The sequence below is a fragment of the Sphingobium sp. CCH11-B1 genome (genome assembly GCF_001556865.1).
Classification (GTDB): domain Bacteria; phylum Pseudomonadota; class Alphaproteobacteria; order Sphingomonadales; family Sphingomonadaceae; genus Sphingobium.
The window spans coordinates 1-14259 of record NZ_LSJY01000097.1 but is presented as its reverse complement, the minus strand read 5'-3'; the positions used below and the strand labels follow the sequence as shown (position 1 = coordinate 14259).

The following is a 14259-nucleotide window of genomic DNA, read 5'->3' as shown; positions in this document are numbered from 1 at the left end:
CTCGCCCTTGCCGTCCCGCGCGACACACCATAGATAAGTGCGATGGCCACCCACGCGCATCATCACCAGGAACCTACCGGCGACCGGCTGGCTGATGCTGCCCGCGCGACGCTGGAGGCCCGCAATGAACAATGGACGCCGATGCGCGCCGCCATCTTCGACGCGCTCGCCGCCGAGGAGAAGCCCGCTTCCGCATATGATATCGCCGATATCGTGTCGAAGGCGCGGGGCAAGCGCGTCGCGCCCAACAGTGTCTATCGCATCCTTGACCTGTTCGTGGCGAACAACATCGCCATGCGCGTGGAAAGCGCGAACGCCTATATCGCCAATGCCCATCCGGGCTGTCACCACGACTGCATCTTCCTGGTCTGCGACACATGCGGGCAGGTCACGCACATCGACAATGATCCGATCACCGGATCCCTGCGGTCCGCGGCGGAAAAGGTCGGATTCGCCCCGGTCCGCCCGGTGATCGAAGTGCGCGGCACGTGCAGCGCCTGCCACTGACGGCGAAACGCACCGTTCCATGACCATGCTGGAATGTGTCGCGGCCGCCCTTGGCCTCGTCAACATCGTGCTGGTCGCACGCCGCTCGCTGTGGAATTACCCGTTCGGCATAGCGATGGTGACGCTCTACTTCTTCGTCTTCTTCGACGCGAAGCTCTACAGCGACGCGCTGCTGCAAATCTTCTTCCTCGTCATCAATCTCTACGGCTGGTGGAATTGGGCGCGCAGCGAGAAGGTGGACGATGGCGGTATCGCCGTCACTCGCCTGTCCTCCGCCGCCCGGATGGCATGGCTTGCCGGCACGGCCTGCGCGGCGATCGGATGGGGCCTGCTCATGGCCCGCTTCACCGATGCCGCCGCCCCCTTCGCCGATTCGGCGGTCGCGGGCATGAGCGTGACGGCCCAGATCCTGCAATCGCAGCGCCGCGTGGAAAGCTGGGTGCTGTGGATCGCGGTCGACGCGCTTGCCACCGGCCTGTTCTGGAGCCGCGGCCTCACCGCCACCTCCATCCTCTACGCGCTCTTCCTGTTGATTGCGGCAGGCGGACTGGTCGCCTGGCGCCGGACCCTGCGGCAGGCGGCGGCATGATCCGCACCATAGTCCTGCACGGCGTCGAAAGCACGGGAAAGTCGGTGCTGGCGGAACGGCTCGCACGGCATTTCGGCACGGTCTGGGTGCCCGAATATGGCCGCAGCTACGCTGAAACGCATGGCGTCGACATGGACGAAGCGGACCTGCTGCTCATCGGCCGCACCCAGGCCGAGATGATCGAGGCGGCCAAATCCCGCGCCGACCACGTCCTCTTCGCCGACACCGATGCGCTGATGACGGCGGCCTGGGCGGCGATGATGATCGGACATGTCCCAACGGACCTGCTGACATATCCCCATGGCGACCTGTACCTGTCGATGGAGCCGGACATGCCGTGGGTGCCCGATGCCGTGCGCGTCTATGGCGACGCCGCCGTGCGAGCGCGTTTCGCCGGCATTTGCCAGGACATGCTGGAGCAGGCCGGCGTGCCCTGGCTGTCGATCGGCGGCGACTGGGACGCGCGTTTCACCCGTGCCGCCGAAGCGGTCGAGGCACTCGCCCCCGGACGCTAAGGGTTCGACTTGGGCGCAGAAAACGAGTAGGCACGTCATCATGTCCAATCCCGCCACGCCGCTGCTCGACACCGTCAACACGCCCCAAGATCTACGGAAGCTCGCGCCTGAACAGTTGCGCCAGCTGGCCGACGAACTGCGCGCGGAAACCATTGCCGCAGTGGGGGTGACGGGCGGTCATCTCGGCTCCGGGCTTGGCGTAGTGGAGCTGACGACCGCAATCCATTATGTATTCGACACGCCGTCCGACAAATTGATCTGGGACGTCGGCCACCAATGCTATCCGCACAAGATCCTGACTGGCCGGCGCGACCGCATCAGGACGCTGCGGCAGGGCGGCGGCCTGTCCGGCTTCACCAAGAGGGCCGAAAGCGAATATGATCCCTTCGGCGCGGCGCACAGCTCCACCTCGATCAGCGCGGCGCTCGGGTTCGCCATCGCCAACCGGATGCAGGACAAGCCGGGCAAGGCGGTCGCGGTGATCGGCGACGGGGCGATGTCGGCGGGCATGGCCTATGAGGCGATGAACAACGCCCGCGACGCCGGTAATCGGCTGATCGTCATCCTCAACGACAATGACATGTCGATCGCGCCGCCTGTGGGGGGCCTCTCCGCCTATCTCGCCCGGCTCGTCTCCAGCCGCGAATTTCTGGGCCTGCGCGATCTGGCCAAACGGCTCGCCCGGAAACTGCCCCGCCCGCTACAGCAGGCGGCGCGCAAGACGGACGAATATGCCCGTGGCATGGCGACCGGCGGCACCTTGTTCGAAGAACTGGGCTTCTATTATGTCGGCCCGATCGATGGCCATAATCTCGACCATCTGATCCCGGTGCTGGAAAATGTGCGGGACGCGGCCGAAGGCCCCTGCCTCATCCATGTCGTGACGCAGAAGGGCAAGGGCTATGCCCCGGCCGAAGCGGCGGCCGACAAATATCATGGGGTGCAGAAGTTCGACATCATCACCGGCGCCCAGGCCAAGGCCCCTCCCGGTCCGCCCAGCTACACCAACGTCTTTGCCGAAGCGCTGATCGCGGAAGCGCGGCGCGACCCGGCCGTCTGCGCCATCACCGCGGCCATGCCGTCCGGCACCGGGCTCGACAAATTCGCCGCGGCCTTCCCCGACCGCAGCTTCGATGTCGGCATCGCCGAACAACATGCCGTCACCTTCGCCGCCGGCCTCGCGGCGCAGGGCATGCGCCCCTTCTGCGCCATTTATTCGACCTTCCTCCAGCGCGCCTATGACCAGGTGGTGCATGACGTGGCGATCCAGAATCTGCCCGTGCGCTTCGCCATCGACCGGGCGGGGCTGGTCGGGGCGGACGGCTCGACCCATGCGGGCAGCTTCGACGTCACCTATCTCGCCAGCCTGCCCAATTTCGTCGTGATGGCCGCCGCTGACGAGGCGGAACTGACCCATATGGTGCACACCTGCGCGCTGCACGATAGCGGCCCCATCGCCGTGCGCTACCCGCGCGGCAACGGCACGGGCGTCGCGATGCCGCAGGTGCCGGAACGGCTGGAGATCGGCAAGGGGCGCATCGTTCGCGAAGGGCGGCAGGTCGCGATCCTCTCGCTCGGCACCCGGCTGGAGGAAGCGATGAAGGCCGCCGAAGCGCTGGAGGCGCGCGGCCTGTCCGCCACCGTCGCCGACCTCCGCTTCGCCAAGCCGCTGGACGAAGCGCTGATCCGCCGTCTTCTCACCAGCCATGAAGTCGCGGTGACGATCGAGGAAGGCGCGATCGGTGGCCTCGGCGCGCATGTGCTGACGCTCGCCAGCGACCTTGGCCTGATCGACAATGGCCTCAAACTGCGCACGCTGCGCCTGCCGGACATCTTCCAGGACCAGGACAAGCCGGAAAAGCAATATGCCGACGCGCGGCTCGACGCCGACGCCATCGTCGAAACCGTCCTGACGGCGCTCCGCCACAACAGCGTGGGCGCCGAAGCGCGCGCATAGAGCGCAGATCGGCGCCGCAGAAAGCGGACGTCATGCCGCCCTGGGCCGGGAACCGGAAGGCCGGCCAGGCGTCTTTCGATTACCGCGCCGAACGACAGGATCGGGGCGGACCAGTTTTCTTGAAGCAGCCTTCATCTAGGACATTTTTGGAAGGCCAAAGCGCCGACGACCGGCGCTTTTCTGCTCGCCGTTCCAGGTCGCAAAGCATCGCGGCGGCAGCCCGCGGACGCAAGATTCAGCGATATAAGATGGATGGGAGAAACAGCCCCGGCCCGTCTCGGACGAACCGGGCGCAGCCTCTCCCCTTGGCGTCGATTATTGCTGCGGCACCGCCGCGCGAGCGTTCTGGCCGTCTCCTTCGGGCGCGGCGATGATGTCGCGGGTGGTCGTGCCCTTGTCCACGACTTCCGTGCCCGGATCGCCCGCCTGCGACCGGATACCCGCCGCGGCATTGGCGCGGCCCGCCGCGTTCAGCGTCGCCGTCTCCGCCGCGCTGCGCTGGGCGGGACCACCGAACATCGCCTGCATCGCCTCGCTGCGCGAATCGACGGCTGCCGCAGCAGGCGTGCCGGGTGCAGGGGGTACAAGGGCGAAATCGGGCGGGATCACCAGCGGCGCGGCGCGCGAAACCGCGAATTCATCCGGACGATCCCGGTTCAACAGGCCGCCACCGCCACCACAGGCCGACAGGGATGCAACGAGGCCGACGGCCAGGATCAGGTTACGCTTCACTTCAAAGTCTCCGTCTTTGCGCCCTTGTCGCGCAGCAGCAACGCCCGCGCAAGCAGGATCAGCACACCGATGGTGATCGCGGCGTCCGCCAGGTTGAAAATCAGGAAAGGCCGCCAGTTACCGAAATGCAGGTCCGCATAATCAACGACATAGCCAAGGCGCACCCGGTCCGCGATGTTGCCGATCGCGCCACCCAGCACCAGGCCCAGCGCGGCGACGTCCTGCCGCGCCTTCTCCCGCCACATCCACACGCCAACGAACCCCGCGATCAGGAAGGTCATGCCCACCAGCGCCCATCGCATCGCGTTCGTGTCGGCGTGGAAGAAGCCCATCGACACACCCCTGTTCTCCAGCCAGCGCAGGCGGAAGATCGGCAGCAATTCGATCCCTTCGTCCGCGCGGCTCTGCAACGCCAGCGGATAGGTGACGACATATTTGATCAGCTGGTCGAGCGCGAGCGTCACGGTCGCGACGGTCAGCCCCAGCGGACGGTGATTGACGGACGTTTTCATGCGTCCACCTTCAGCACCGCGTCGCAGCGGTCGCACAGCGCACCATCCTCCGTCACTTCCGGCAGCAACCGCCAGCAGCGGCCGCATTTGTGCCAGTCGCTCGGCCGGACCACTATGCCGTCGCCCTCGCCCATGGTCACGCGCGCGACGATCGCCACTTCGGCGAAATCCACGTCGCCGACCGGCAGCAATTCGCCCATGGTGACGTCGGCCTCAAGGCTGGACCGGATCTGCTTCTCGCGTCGGAACGGTTCGATCGCCTCGTTCACCTGTTCGCGCTGATCGCGCAGCTCGCGCCATTTCTCGTCCAGATGTCCATCGATCCAGCGCGCGTCGACTTCCGGCCATTCCAGGAAATGGACGCTATCCTCGTCGCTTGGGAAGCGGCTTTGCCACACTTCCTCGGCAGTGAAGGGGATGATCGGCGCGACGTAGCGGACCAGCGCGTGGAACAGCGTGTCGAGCAAGGTGCGATAGGCGCGGCGCTTGGGATCGCCCTTCGCATCGCAATAGAGGCAATCCTTGCGGATGTCGAAGAAGAAGGCGCTGAGGTCGCTGTTGGCGAAATCGAAGATCGCGCGGGTGTAGCGGCTGAATTCCAGCCAGCTCTCGCTGCCCTTGCTCTTGTCCACCACGGCGCGCAGCTCCGCGTCCAACTGCGCCAGCCGGTGGAGCATATAGCGCTCCAGCTCCGGCATCTCGGCATAGGACACCGCTTCGCTCTCTTCATCATAATCGGAAAGAGCGCCCAGCATGTAACGGAAAGTGTTGCGCAATTTGCGATAGGCGTCGGATGATCCGGCCAGCACTTCCTTGCCGATGCGCACATCGTCGAAATAGTCGGTGCTCGCCACCCAGACGCGCAGAATGTCCGCGCCGCTCTCGCTCATGATCTTGAGCGGATCGACGACATTGCCCAGGCTCTTGGACATCTTCTTACCCGACCCGTCGAGCGCGAAGCCATGGGTCAGGACGGCCTTGTAGGGTGCCTGCCCCCGCGTGCCGCAGCTTTCCAGCAGCGACGACTGGAACCAGCCGCGATGCTGGTCCGACCCTTCGATATAGAGGTCGGCGCGCGTGCCTTCCCCATAGCGCCCCTCGACCACGAAGCTGTGGGTCGATCCGCTGTCGAACCAGACGTCGAGAATGTCGTTGACGACTTCATAGTCCGCCAGGTCGTAATCCGGGCCGAGCAGCGCCTGATGATCCGCGCCGAACCACGCATCCGCGCCGCCCGCTTTGAAAGCCTCAACAATGCGGGTATTGACCGCCGGATCAACCAGATAGTCGCCGCTCTTGCGATGGACATAGAGCGCGATCGGCACGCCCCAGGCACGCTGGCGGGAAATCACCCAGTCGGGGCGACCTTCCACCATCGATCGAATCCGGTTGATCGACCGTTCCGGCACCCAGCGCGTATGCTCGATCGCGTTGACGGCGATTTCGCGAAGGGTTGCGCCGTTCCCCGGCACCCGCTCGCCCCGCGCTTCTCGAAGGGCTTCATCGTCTTCCGAAGAAAAAAGCTGGACTTCGACGGGCTCGACCCAGGCGGAGGAGGGTTGATCCATCGGGATGAACCATTGCGGGGTACAGCGGAAGATGATCTTCGCCTTGGAGCGCCAGCTATGCGGATAGCTGTGCCGGAAATCGTCCGACGCGGCGAGCAGCGCGCCCGCGTGGCGCAAATCGGAACAGATCGGCCCGTCCTTGCTCACGAACCTGGGGTTGATGACCGACCCCTGCCCGCCCAGCCACAGCCAGTCGGCGCGATACTTCCCATCGCCCTCGACCGCGAAGACGGGGTTGATGCCGTTCGCCTTGCACAGCGCGAAATCGTCCTCGCCATGGTCGGGCGCCATATGGACAAGGCCGGTGCCCGCATCGGTCGTGACGAAATCGCCGGGCAGGAACGGGCGCGGCTTGGCGAAGAAGCCGCCGAGCGCGTGCATCGGGTGACGCGCGACGGTTCCGGCGAGGTCGGAGCCTTTGCCAGACCAATGCTCAAAATAACTTGTAAACCCAAGCCGTGTTTTGACGGAATCGATGAGCGCTTTTGTGATTAGGAGCTTCTTGGTTTGAACCACCTCCGCGTTCTCAAAAGATGCGTCTGTAAGAACCCGGTCATAGCTGGGGCTAAGCAGAACATACTCAACCTCCGGCCCATAGGCCAAAGCCTGGTTGACCGGGATCGTCCAGGGCGTCGTGGTCCAGATCACCGCATGGGCCCCGACCAGTTCGGGCGCATTGGGCGCTTCCACGATCTCGAACGCCACGTCGATCTGGGTCGAGGTCACATCCTCATATTCGACCTCCGCCTCGGCCAGCGCGGTCTTTTCGACCGGGGACCACATGACGGGCTTGGCGCCGCGATAGAGCTGGCCGCTTTCCGCGAACTTCAACAGTTCGCCGACAATAGTCGCCTCGGCGTCGAACTTCATGGTCAGATAGGGGTCTTCCCAATCGCCCATGATGCCCAGCCGCTTGAACTGGTCGCGCTGAACATCGACCCACTTGTCCGCATAGGCGCGGCACTGGGCGCGGAATTCGGACGCGGGCACCTCGTCCTTGTTCAGCTTCTTCTTGCGATATTCCTCCTCGATCTTCCATTCGATGGGGAGGCCGTGGCAGTCCCAGCCGGGCACATAGGGCGCATCCTTGCCGAGCAGCGACTGGCTGCGGACGATGATGTCCTTCAGCACCTTATTCATGGCGTGGCCCATATGGATGTCGCCATTGGCGTAGGGCGGGCCGTCATGCAGGATGAAGCGTTCGCGCCCCGCGCGCTGCTGGCGCAGCTTGCCGTAAAGGTCCATCGCCTCCCATTTCGCCGCGATGGCGGGTTCCTTCTGCGCAAGGCCCGCCTTCATCGGGAAGTCGGTGACGGGAAGGAAGACGGTGGACTTATAGTCGGGCTGATCGGTCATAGGGCTCGCGCAATGTCGCTTCGTGCGGAATGATCGCGCGGCATTAGGCGACGGCGGGCATTCCCGCAAGGATTTGCCGTGCCTCCGCGCAGTCCTGCGAGATTCCCGCGGTCAGCGCATCCAACCCGTCATATTTCCGCTCGCCATGGAGATAGCGGATCAGTTGCACCTCGATCCGCTGGTCGTACAGGCTTTCGGCGAAGTCGAAGAAATGCGGCTCCAGCAATTCCTTGGGCGGGTCGAAGCTCGGCCGCACGCCCAGATTGGCCGCGCCGTCCAGCACCCGCCCGTCGGGCAGGATGCCGCGCACCGCATAAATGCCATAGGCCGGGCGCAGATAAGGGCCCATATCGATATTCGCCGTGGGGAACCCGATGGTCCGGCCCAGCTTGTCGCCATGCTGCACCATGCCCTCGATCGCGAAGGGCCGGGTCAGCAGGCGCGCGGCCTCGACACAGTCTCCGGCCTTCAAAGCGTCGCGGATGCGGCTGGAGGAGACGACGCCCTGCTCGTCCCGCACCGCGCCCACGGCTTGTGCCGACAGGCCGAGCGCGGCGAAGCTTTCCACCGTGCCCCTGCGCCCCTTGCCGAAGGTGAAGTCCTCGCCGGTGATCGCCGCCGCCACGCCCATGTCTTGCGTCAGCATCCTGACATAGGCGGCAGGATCGAGCGCCGCCAGGTCGGCGGTGAACTCAAACACCAGCATCGCATCCGCGCCCGCCGCCGCGAACAGCCTTGCCCGCTGGTCCAGCGTGGTCAGGCGAAACGGCGCGGCGTCCGGCTTGAACAGCCGCATGGGATGGGGATCGAAGGTCGCGACGATGGCGGGCCGCCCTTCGCTGCGCGCGCGCGCCACCGCGCGGCCGACCACCGCCTGGTGCCCGGCATGAAAGCCGTCGAAATTGCCGAGCGCCATCACGCTCCCGCGCAGATGGGCCGGGACCGGGGCGCTGCTGGAAAGCCGCTCCATGGCGCGGGCTATAGGGAGGGGACGCAAGCGTGGCAATCCACGCGGCGGAAGCTGACGAAGCTATAGGCCGGGCGGCCGTCCTGCGCGCCATGGTCGGCCCGCGCGACTTCCCGCCAAACCGCCGGGTCGGGATAGCTGATGGCGGCGTCGCCGTCGGCCGCGACATGCACTTCGGTCAGCTCGATCCGGTCGGCATGGGGCAGGAACAGCCGATAGATATCCGCCCCGCCGATCACCATGGCGCAGGGGCCACCCGCCTGGCTGACGGCTTCCGCGACATCATGGGCGATCTCAACGCCCTCGGCGCGCCATGCCCGGTCACGTGTCAGCACGATATGCCGCCGTCCCGGCAACAGCCCTGGCAGGCTGTCGAACGTCCGACGGCCCATGATCATCGGATGCCCGGCGGTCAGCGCCTTGAAATGCTTGAGGTCCGCCGGCAATCGCCACGGCAGGTCGCCGTCCCTGCCGATCACGCCATTGTCCGCGCGGGCAAGGACAAGGACGATCTCCGTCCCCGCCGCCTTCCCGCCGCCTTGCGCGCTCACAGGCACAGCCGGGTCACATGCCCCATCTTGCGTCCCGGCCGCGCCTCATGCTTGCCATAGAGGTGCAGGTGGTTGGCCGGGTCGGACAGGATGGCGGGCCATTGATGCGCCTCGTCACCGATCAGGTTGCGCATTTCCACGCGCGGCGCGGCAAGCCCGGTGTCGCCCAGCGGCAGGCCGCAGATCGCCCGGACATGGTTTTCGAACTGGCTCGTCACCGCGCCTTCGATGGTCCAGTGGCCGCTATTGTGGACGCGCGGCGCCATCTCGTTGAACACCGGGCCGTCCGCGCTGGCAAAAAATTCGCACGTCAGCACGCCGACATAGTCCAGCGCGTCGGCGATTTTGCGCGCCATGGCCCGCGCCTGTTCCACCTGCGCGGCGATGGCCGGGCCGGCCGGCAGGGTGGATGTCGCCAATATGCCATCCACATGCACATTGGCGGGCGAATCCCAGAACCGCACTTCCCCGTCCGCCCCGCGCGCCAGGATCACCGAAAATTCCTCGGCGAAGGTCACGAATCGTTCCAGGATCGCGCTCTGCCGGCCGATGGCGTTCCATGCGCCGACCGCGTCGCCCGGCTCCGACAGGCGTGCCTGCCCCTTGCCGTCATATCCCATGCGGTTGGTCTTCAAAATCGCGCGGCTGCCGATCGCGGCGATCGCTTCTTCCAGATCGTCCAGGCTCTCGACCGGCGCGAAGGGCGCGGTCAGCCCGCCCAGGTCGCAGACGAAGCGCTTTTCCGCCAGCCGGTCCTGCGCCACGCGCAACGCCTGCGCGCCGGGCCGGACCAGGCCGTGATGGGCCAGCGTCTCGACCGCGGAAGGATCGATATTCTCGAATTCATAGGTGACGACATCGACGCTATCCGCAAAGGCCGCCAGCGCCTGCGCGTCCTCATATGCGCCCCGGGTCCAGCGCGGCGACACGTCCGCGGCCGGCCCGCTCTCGTCGGGCGCATAAATGTGGGTGCGATATCCCAGCTGCGCGCCCGCCGTGGCGATCATCCGGCCGAGCTGGCCGCCGCCAAGGATGCCGATGGTCGAACCGGGCGGGATCGTCGTCATGAAAAAAGCCTCTAATCCGCGACCGTCTCGGCCACCGCCTCGGTCTGGCGCGCGCGCCAGGCGTCCAGCCGCCCGGCCAGCGCCGCGTCGTTCGTCGCCAGGATGGCGGCCGCCATCAGCCCTGCGTTGATCGCGCCGGGCTTGCCGATCGCCAGCGTCCCCACAGGGATGCCGCCGGGCATCTGGACGATGGACAGCAGCGAATCCATGCCGCTCAGCGCCTTGGATTCCACCGGCACGCCCAGCACGGGCAGGCGGGTCATGGACGCCGTCATGCCCGGCAGGTGCGCCGCGCCGCCCGCGCCCGCGATGATGACCTTGAGGCCGCGTTCCGCTGCCCCGGTGGCATAGTCGTAAAGCCGCTGCGGCGTGCGGTGGGCGGACACCACCTTGCACTCGTGCGGCACGCCCAGCGCCTCCAGCGTCTCGGCCGCATGGCGCATCGTGTCCCAGTCGGACCGCGATCCCATGATGATACCGACCGTGACTGCCTCGCTCATGCCCGTTCCCCTTCAGGCGGCCTGGAAAGCACAGCCCCTTAGCGGCCGGGCCGCCGGGGGGCAATTGCGATATGCGCCTAAATTCTCAGCGTTCCGACAGATAGTAACGGTCGGTCGCGCTCAGATCGTCCGCCAGTTCATAGACGATGGGCTGGCCGGTCGGGATCTCCAGTTCGGTGATCTCGTCGTCGGGGATGTTGGACAGGTGCTTGACCAGCGCGCGCAGCGAATTGCCGTGCGCGGAAATCACGACCCGCTTGCCCGCCTTCAGGTCGGGGGCGATCCGCGACTCCCAATAGGGCAGCACGCGGGCGATCGTGTCCTTCAGGCTCTCGGTCGACGGGATGGCGATGCCGTCATAGCGGCGGTCCTTCGTCAGGTCGAACGCGCCGCCCGGCTCCAGCACCGGTGGCGGAATGTCGAAGCTGCGCCGCCAGATCTTCACCTGATCGTCGCCATGCTTCGCCGCCGTCTCCGCCTTGTTGAGGCCGGTAAGGCCGCCATAATGGCGCTCGTTCAGCCGCCAGTCCTTCTCGACCGGCAGCCACAGCCGCCCCATTTCCTCCAGCGCCAGATTGAGCGTCTTGATCGCCCGCGTCTGGAAGCTGGTATAGCATTGGTCGAAGTCCAGCCCCTTTTCCGCCATCAGCCGGCCGGCGGCGCGCGCTTCCTCCACGCCCTTGTCGGTCAAATCCACGTCCCACCATCCGGTGAAGCGGTTTTCGAGGTTCCAGGCCGACTGGCCGTGGCGGATCAGGACGAGGGTGGGCATTGGGCGCGTCTCCTGCACGATGAGCGGCGAATGATGCGCATCCCATAACGACCAAAATCGCGGGCGCAAGCTTGTCGCCGGTCCCGCACGCCCCACATTGCAGTCGCGCTGTCCATCGGATAGCCACGTCAGGGTCAAAAGAAGGAAACAGCAACTTGGCGTTTGTGAAGGGCGTGTGGCGCATATTGGTCGCGATCAAGGACGGGCTGGTCCTGCTGTTCCTGCTGCTTTTCTTCGGCGCGCTCTATGCCGCGCTGTCCTACTCGCCCAAGCCGGCCCAATCGGTCAGCAGCGGCGCGCTGCTGCTTGATCTGGACGGCACCATCGTCGAACAGCCGGCAGAGGTCAGCGCGACCGCGCTCCTCACGGGGTCGGGTGGCGATGCCAAGGAATATCGCCTGTCGGACATCGTCGCCGCGCTCGATGCGGCGCGCAGCGACGCGAAGGTGAAGGCCGTCGTCCTCAATCTGGACGGATTCATGGGCGGGGGGCAGGTCGCCCTCGCCCGCGTGGGCAAGGCGCTCGACGCCGTCCGCGCCGCGAAAAAGCCCGTGCTCGCCTATGCCACCCTCTACAGCGATGACAGCTATCAGCTTGCCGCCCACGCCAGCGAGGTTTGGAGCGATCCGCTGGGGGGCGTCGCCCTGCTCGGCCGGGGCGGATCGAACCTCTATTATAAGGGGCTGATCGACAAGCTGGGCGTCAACACCCACGTCTATCGCGTCGGCACCTACAAGAGCTTCGTGGAGCCGTTCATCCGCACCGACCAGTCGCCCGAAGCCCGCCAGGCCAACCAGGCGCTGGCCGACGCGCTGTGGCAGGACTGGCAGGATGATGTCGCCAAGGCGCGCCCAAAGGCGAAGATCGCCGCCTATGCCGCCGATCCCCTCGCCGCCGCCCGCGCCACCAACGGCGACATCGCGAAAGCGGCGCTGGCCGCTGGCCTTGTGGACAAGCTGGGCGACGCCAGCGCCTTTGGCGCGCACGTCGCAACCCTTGCGGGCGATGCCAGCGGCGACAAGCCCGGCAGCTTCGCCACCATCGACTTCGACCGCTATGTGAAGGCGCGCAAGCCCGCCAATGACGGCCAGATCGGCGTCCTGACCGTCGCCGGCGACATCGTCGATGGGGAAGGAGGTCCGGGCACGGCGGCGGGCGACACGCTATCCGACCTGCTGCTGACCGCGCTGAACGAAAAGAATCTGAAGGCCCTTGTCGTGCGCGTCGATTCGCCCGGCGGGTCGGTCATGGCATCGGAAAAGATCCGCAGCGCCATCCTTCAGGCCAAGGCCGCCGGCCTGCCGGTCGTCGTCTCGATGGCCAATGTCGCGGCGAGCGGCGGCTATTGGGTCTCGACGCCGGGCGACGTCATCTTCGCCGAGCCGGACACGATCACCGGCTCGATCGGCGTGTTCGGCATCCTGCCGAGCTTCGAGGGCGCGCTGGCGAAGATCGGCGTCACCACCGACGGGGTGCGCACCACGCCGCTCTCCGGCCAGCCGGACGTCGCGGGCGGCACCACGCCCGAATTCGACCAGATCATGCAGCTTGGCGTGGAGGACATCTACCGCCGCTTCGTTGGCATCGTGGCCCAATCCCGTCACAAGTCGCCGCAGCAGATCGACGCCATCGCGCAGGGGCGCGTATGGGACGGCGGCACCGCGCGCCAGATCGGCCTTGTCGACCGGTTCGGCGGCCTGGACGACGCCATCGCCGAAGCCGCCCGCCGCGCGAAGATCGATCCGGCCAAGGCGCGCACCTATTATATCGAAAAGGAACCCGATCCCTGGGCGCAGTGGGCGCAAGCCATCGTCGACCGGGAAGAGGATAATGCCGGCGCGCCGCGCGACATGCTCGCGCGCCAGGCCCTGCGCCAGCGCGGCTGGGCGATGCAGGCTGTGTCGGACGTGAAGGCGCTGGTCACTGGCGCCGGCATCCGCGCCGACTGCCTGGAATGCCGCGGCTACGGCGCGCCGAGGCCGCGCAACGCGGCGGAAGAGCGCGGGATGATGGCGTTGCTGGCGGGGGTTTGGCGCTAATCTGAAAGGATAGGGATGTGGGCAGAGCAGTAAAGACCAGCCCTCACCCCTCCTCCCGATAGCCCGGCAGACCCAGCCCGCGCCAGATCGCCACCGCCCGCAGCGCAAAGCCCAGCAGCGCCGCCACCACCCCCGCGACCGGCACGTCCAGCCCGATCCAGCGCAGCGCCACGAACAGGCCCGCAGCGAACGCCGCCGCCGTCACATAAAGCTCGGGCCGCAGCAGGATCGACGGCTCGCCCGCCAGCAGATCGCGCATGATGCTGCCCACGCATCCCGTCACCACGCCCATCATCCCCGCGACGAAGGGCGGCACGCCAAAGCTCATCGCCTTGGCCGCGCCGAACACGGCGAAGGCCGCAAGCCCGATCGCGTCCAGCCAATCGAGCGCCCGCTCGCTCCACCAACGGCGCGGGCTGAACCAGACGACGACCGCCGCGCCCATGCAGGCGACTGCGGGCACCGGGTCCACCACCCAGAAGACCGGCGCGCCGATCAGCAGGTCGCGCACCGTGCCGCCGCCCACGCCCGTCACCAGCGCGAAGAAGGCGAACGTCACCAGCGTCTGCCGCAGCCGCGCCGCCGCCAGCGCGCCGGACGCGGCAAAGACGAACGTGCCGACGATAC

General features: G+C 66.6%; 14 protein-coding genes. 5 read left to right on the top strand and 9 right to left on the bottom strand.

All coding sequences use genetic code 11. From position 1 onward, the window contains the following. The first annotated feature begins 42 nt into the window (after nt 1-42). From AX724_RS10625 to dxs, 4 genes are read left to right on the top strand one after another with little or no spacing between them, the layout of a single operon-like run. Nucleotides 43-507 carry a Fur family transcriptional regulator gene (locus AX724_RS10625; RefSeq protein WP_066766089.1) on the top strand — a complete coding sequence of 155 codons (465 nt, stop codon included), beginning with the start codon at nt 43-45 and terminating at the stop codon, nt 505-507. 19 nt (nt 508-526) lie between these two features. Further along, the gene (pnuC, locus tag AX724_RS10620; RefSeq protein ID WP_066766088.1) at nt 527-1096 is read left to right on the top strand and encodes a nicotinamide riboside transporter PnuC; all 570 of its coding nucleotides are present in this window, start codon (nt 527-529) and stop codon (nt 1094-1096) included. Further along, entirely contained in the window at nt 1093-1611 is a 519-nt protein-coding gene (locus AX724_RS10615; RefSeq protein WP_082733481.1) for an AAA family ATPase, read from the top strand. Before pnuC ends, AX724_RS10615 begins: the two co-directional genes overlap by 4 nt. A gap of 40 nt (nt 1612-1651) precedes the next feature. Continuing rightward, the gene (gene dxs, locus AX724_RS10610) at nt 1652-3568 is read left to right on the top strand and encodes a 1-deoxy-D-xylulose-5-phosphate synthase (protein WP_066766086.1); all 1917 of its coding nucleotides are present in this window, start codon (nt 1652-1654) and stop codon (nt 3566-3568) included. Nucleotides 3569-3883: 315 nt separating this feature from the next. On the opposite strand, the gene AX724_RS10605 is transcribed toward dxs, so the two are convergent. The 8 genes from AX724_RS10605 to gpmA all read right to left on the bottom strand — a co-directional run bounded on the left by AX724_RS10605 (nt 3884) and on the right by gpmA (nt 11593). Continuing rightward, nucleotides 3884-4300: a DUF3035 domain-containing protein gene (locus tag AX724_RS10605; RefSeq protein ID WP_066766084.1), complete on the bottom strand. Its 417-nt coding sequence runs from the start codon at nt 4298-4300 to the stop codon at nt 3884-3886. After that, nucleotides 4297-4812 carry a signal peptidase II gene (gene lspA, locus AX724_RS10600; protein ID WP_066766082.1) on the bottom strand — a complete coding sequence of 172 codons (516 nt, stop codon included), beginning with the start codon at nt 4810-4812 and terminating at the stop codon, nt 4297-4299. Before lspA ends, AX724_RS10605 begins: the two co-directional genes overlap by 4 nt. Then, nucleotides 4809-7736, bottom strand: coding sequence for an isoleucine--tRNA ligase (gene ileS, locus AX724_RS10595; RefSeq protein WP_066766080.1), 2928 nt, complete (start codon nt 7734-7736; stop codon nt 4809-4811). Before ileS ends, lspA begins: the two co-directional genes overlap by 4 nt. Nucleotides 7737-7779: 43 nt before the next feature. Next, nucleotides 7780-8706, bottom strand: coding sequence for a bifunctional riboflavin kinase/FAD synthetase (locus AX724_RS10590; RefSeq protein WP_066766077.1), 927 nt, complete (start codon nt 8704-8706; stop codon nt 7780-7782). An 8-nt stretch (nt 8707-8714) separates the two neighbouring features. Next, complete coding sequence (locus AX724_RS10585) at nt 8715-9254, bottom strand: dihydrofolate reductase (RefSeq protein WP_066766075.1); 540 nt, start codon at nt 9252-9254, stop codon at nt 8715-8717. After that, nucleotides 9251-10321, bottom strand: coding sequence for a 5-(carboxyamino)imidazole ribonucleotide synthase (locus AX724_RS10580; RefSeq protein WP_066766071.1), 1071 nt, complete (start codon nt 10319-10321; stop codon nt 9251-9253). Before AX724_RS10580 ends, AX724_RS10585 begins: the two co-directional genes overlap by 4 nt. 11 nt (nt 10322-10332) lie before the next feature. Next, a complete protein-coding gene (purE, locus tag AX724_RS10575) occupies nt 10333-10821 on the bottom strand; it encodes a 5-(carboxyamino)imidazole ribonucleotide mutase (protein ID WP_066766069.1) in 489 nt (162 codons plus the stop codon). Between the two features lie 85 nt (nt 10822-10906). Then, nucleotides 10907-11593: a 2,3-diphosphoglycerate-dependent phosphoglycerate mutase gene (gene gpmA, locus AX724_RS10570; RefSeq protein ID WP_066766066.1), complete on the bottom strand. Its 687-nt coding sequence runs from the start codon at nt 11591-11593 to the stop codon at nt 10907-10909. 155 nt (nt 11594-11748) lie between these two features. Between gpmA and sppA the strand changes: the two genes are divergently transcribed. Beyond that, entirely contained in the window at nt 11749-13632 is a 1884-nt protein-coding gene (sppA, locus tag AX724_RS10565; RefSeq protein ID WP_066766064.1) for a signal peptide peptidase SppA, read from the top strand. 43 nt (nt 13633-13675) lie between these two features. Here the strand turns inward: sppA and AX724_RS10560 are convergent, their stop codons facing one another. Further along, nucleotides 13676-14257, bottom strand: a complete 582-nt coding sequence (locus tag AX724_RS10560) for a trimeric intracellular cation channel family protein (protein WP_066766062.1) — start codon at nt 14255-14257, stop codon at nt 13676-13678. Nucleotides 14258-14259 lie beyond the last annotated feature (2 nt).

Excerpts from the sequence above, each read along its gene's own strand:
- lspA (WP_066766082.1), bottom strand. The coding sequence starts at position 4,812 with ATGAAAACGTCCGTCAATCACCGTCCGCTGGGGCTGACCGTCGCGACC.
- AX724_RS10615 (WP_082733481.1), top strand. The coding sequence starts at position 1,093 with ATGATCCGCACCATAGTCCTGCACGGCGTCGAAAGCACGGGAAAGTCG.
- AX724_RS10590 (WP_066766077.1), bottom strand. The coding sequence starts at position 8,706 with ATGGAGCGGCTTTCCAGCAGCGCCCCGGTCCCGGCCCATCTGCGCGGG.
- gpmA (WP_066766066.1), bottom strand. The coding sequence starts at position 11,593 with ATGCCCACCCTCGTCCTGATCCGCCACGGCCAGTCGGCCTGGAACCTC.
- pnuC (WP_066766088.1), top strand. The coding sequence starts at position 527 with ATGACCATGCTGGAATGTGTCGCGGCCGCCCTTGGCCTCGTCAACATC.
- ileS (WP_066766080.1), bottom strand. The coding sequence starts at position 7,736 with ATGACCGATCAGCCCGACTATAAGTCCACCGTCTTCCTTCCCGTCACC.
- AX724_RS10625 (WP_066766089.1), top strand. The coding sequence starts at position 43 with ATGGCCACCCACGCGCATCATCACCAGGAACCTACCGGCGACCGGCTG.
- purE (WP_066766069.1), bottom strand. The coding sequence starts at position 10,821 with ATGAGCGAGGCAGTCACGGTCGGTATCATCATGGGATCGCGGTCCGAC.
- dxs (WP_066766086.1), top strand. The coding sequence starts at position 1,652 with ATGTCCAATCCCGCCACGCCGCTGCTCGACACCGTCAACACGCCCCAA.
- AX724_RS10580 (WP_066766071.1), bottom strand. The coding sequence starts at position 10,321 with ATGACGACGATCCCGCCCGGTTCGACCATCGGCATCCTTGGCGGCGGC.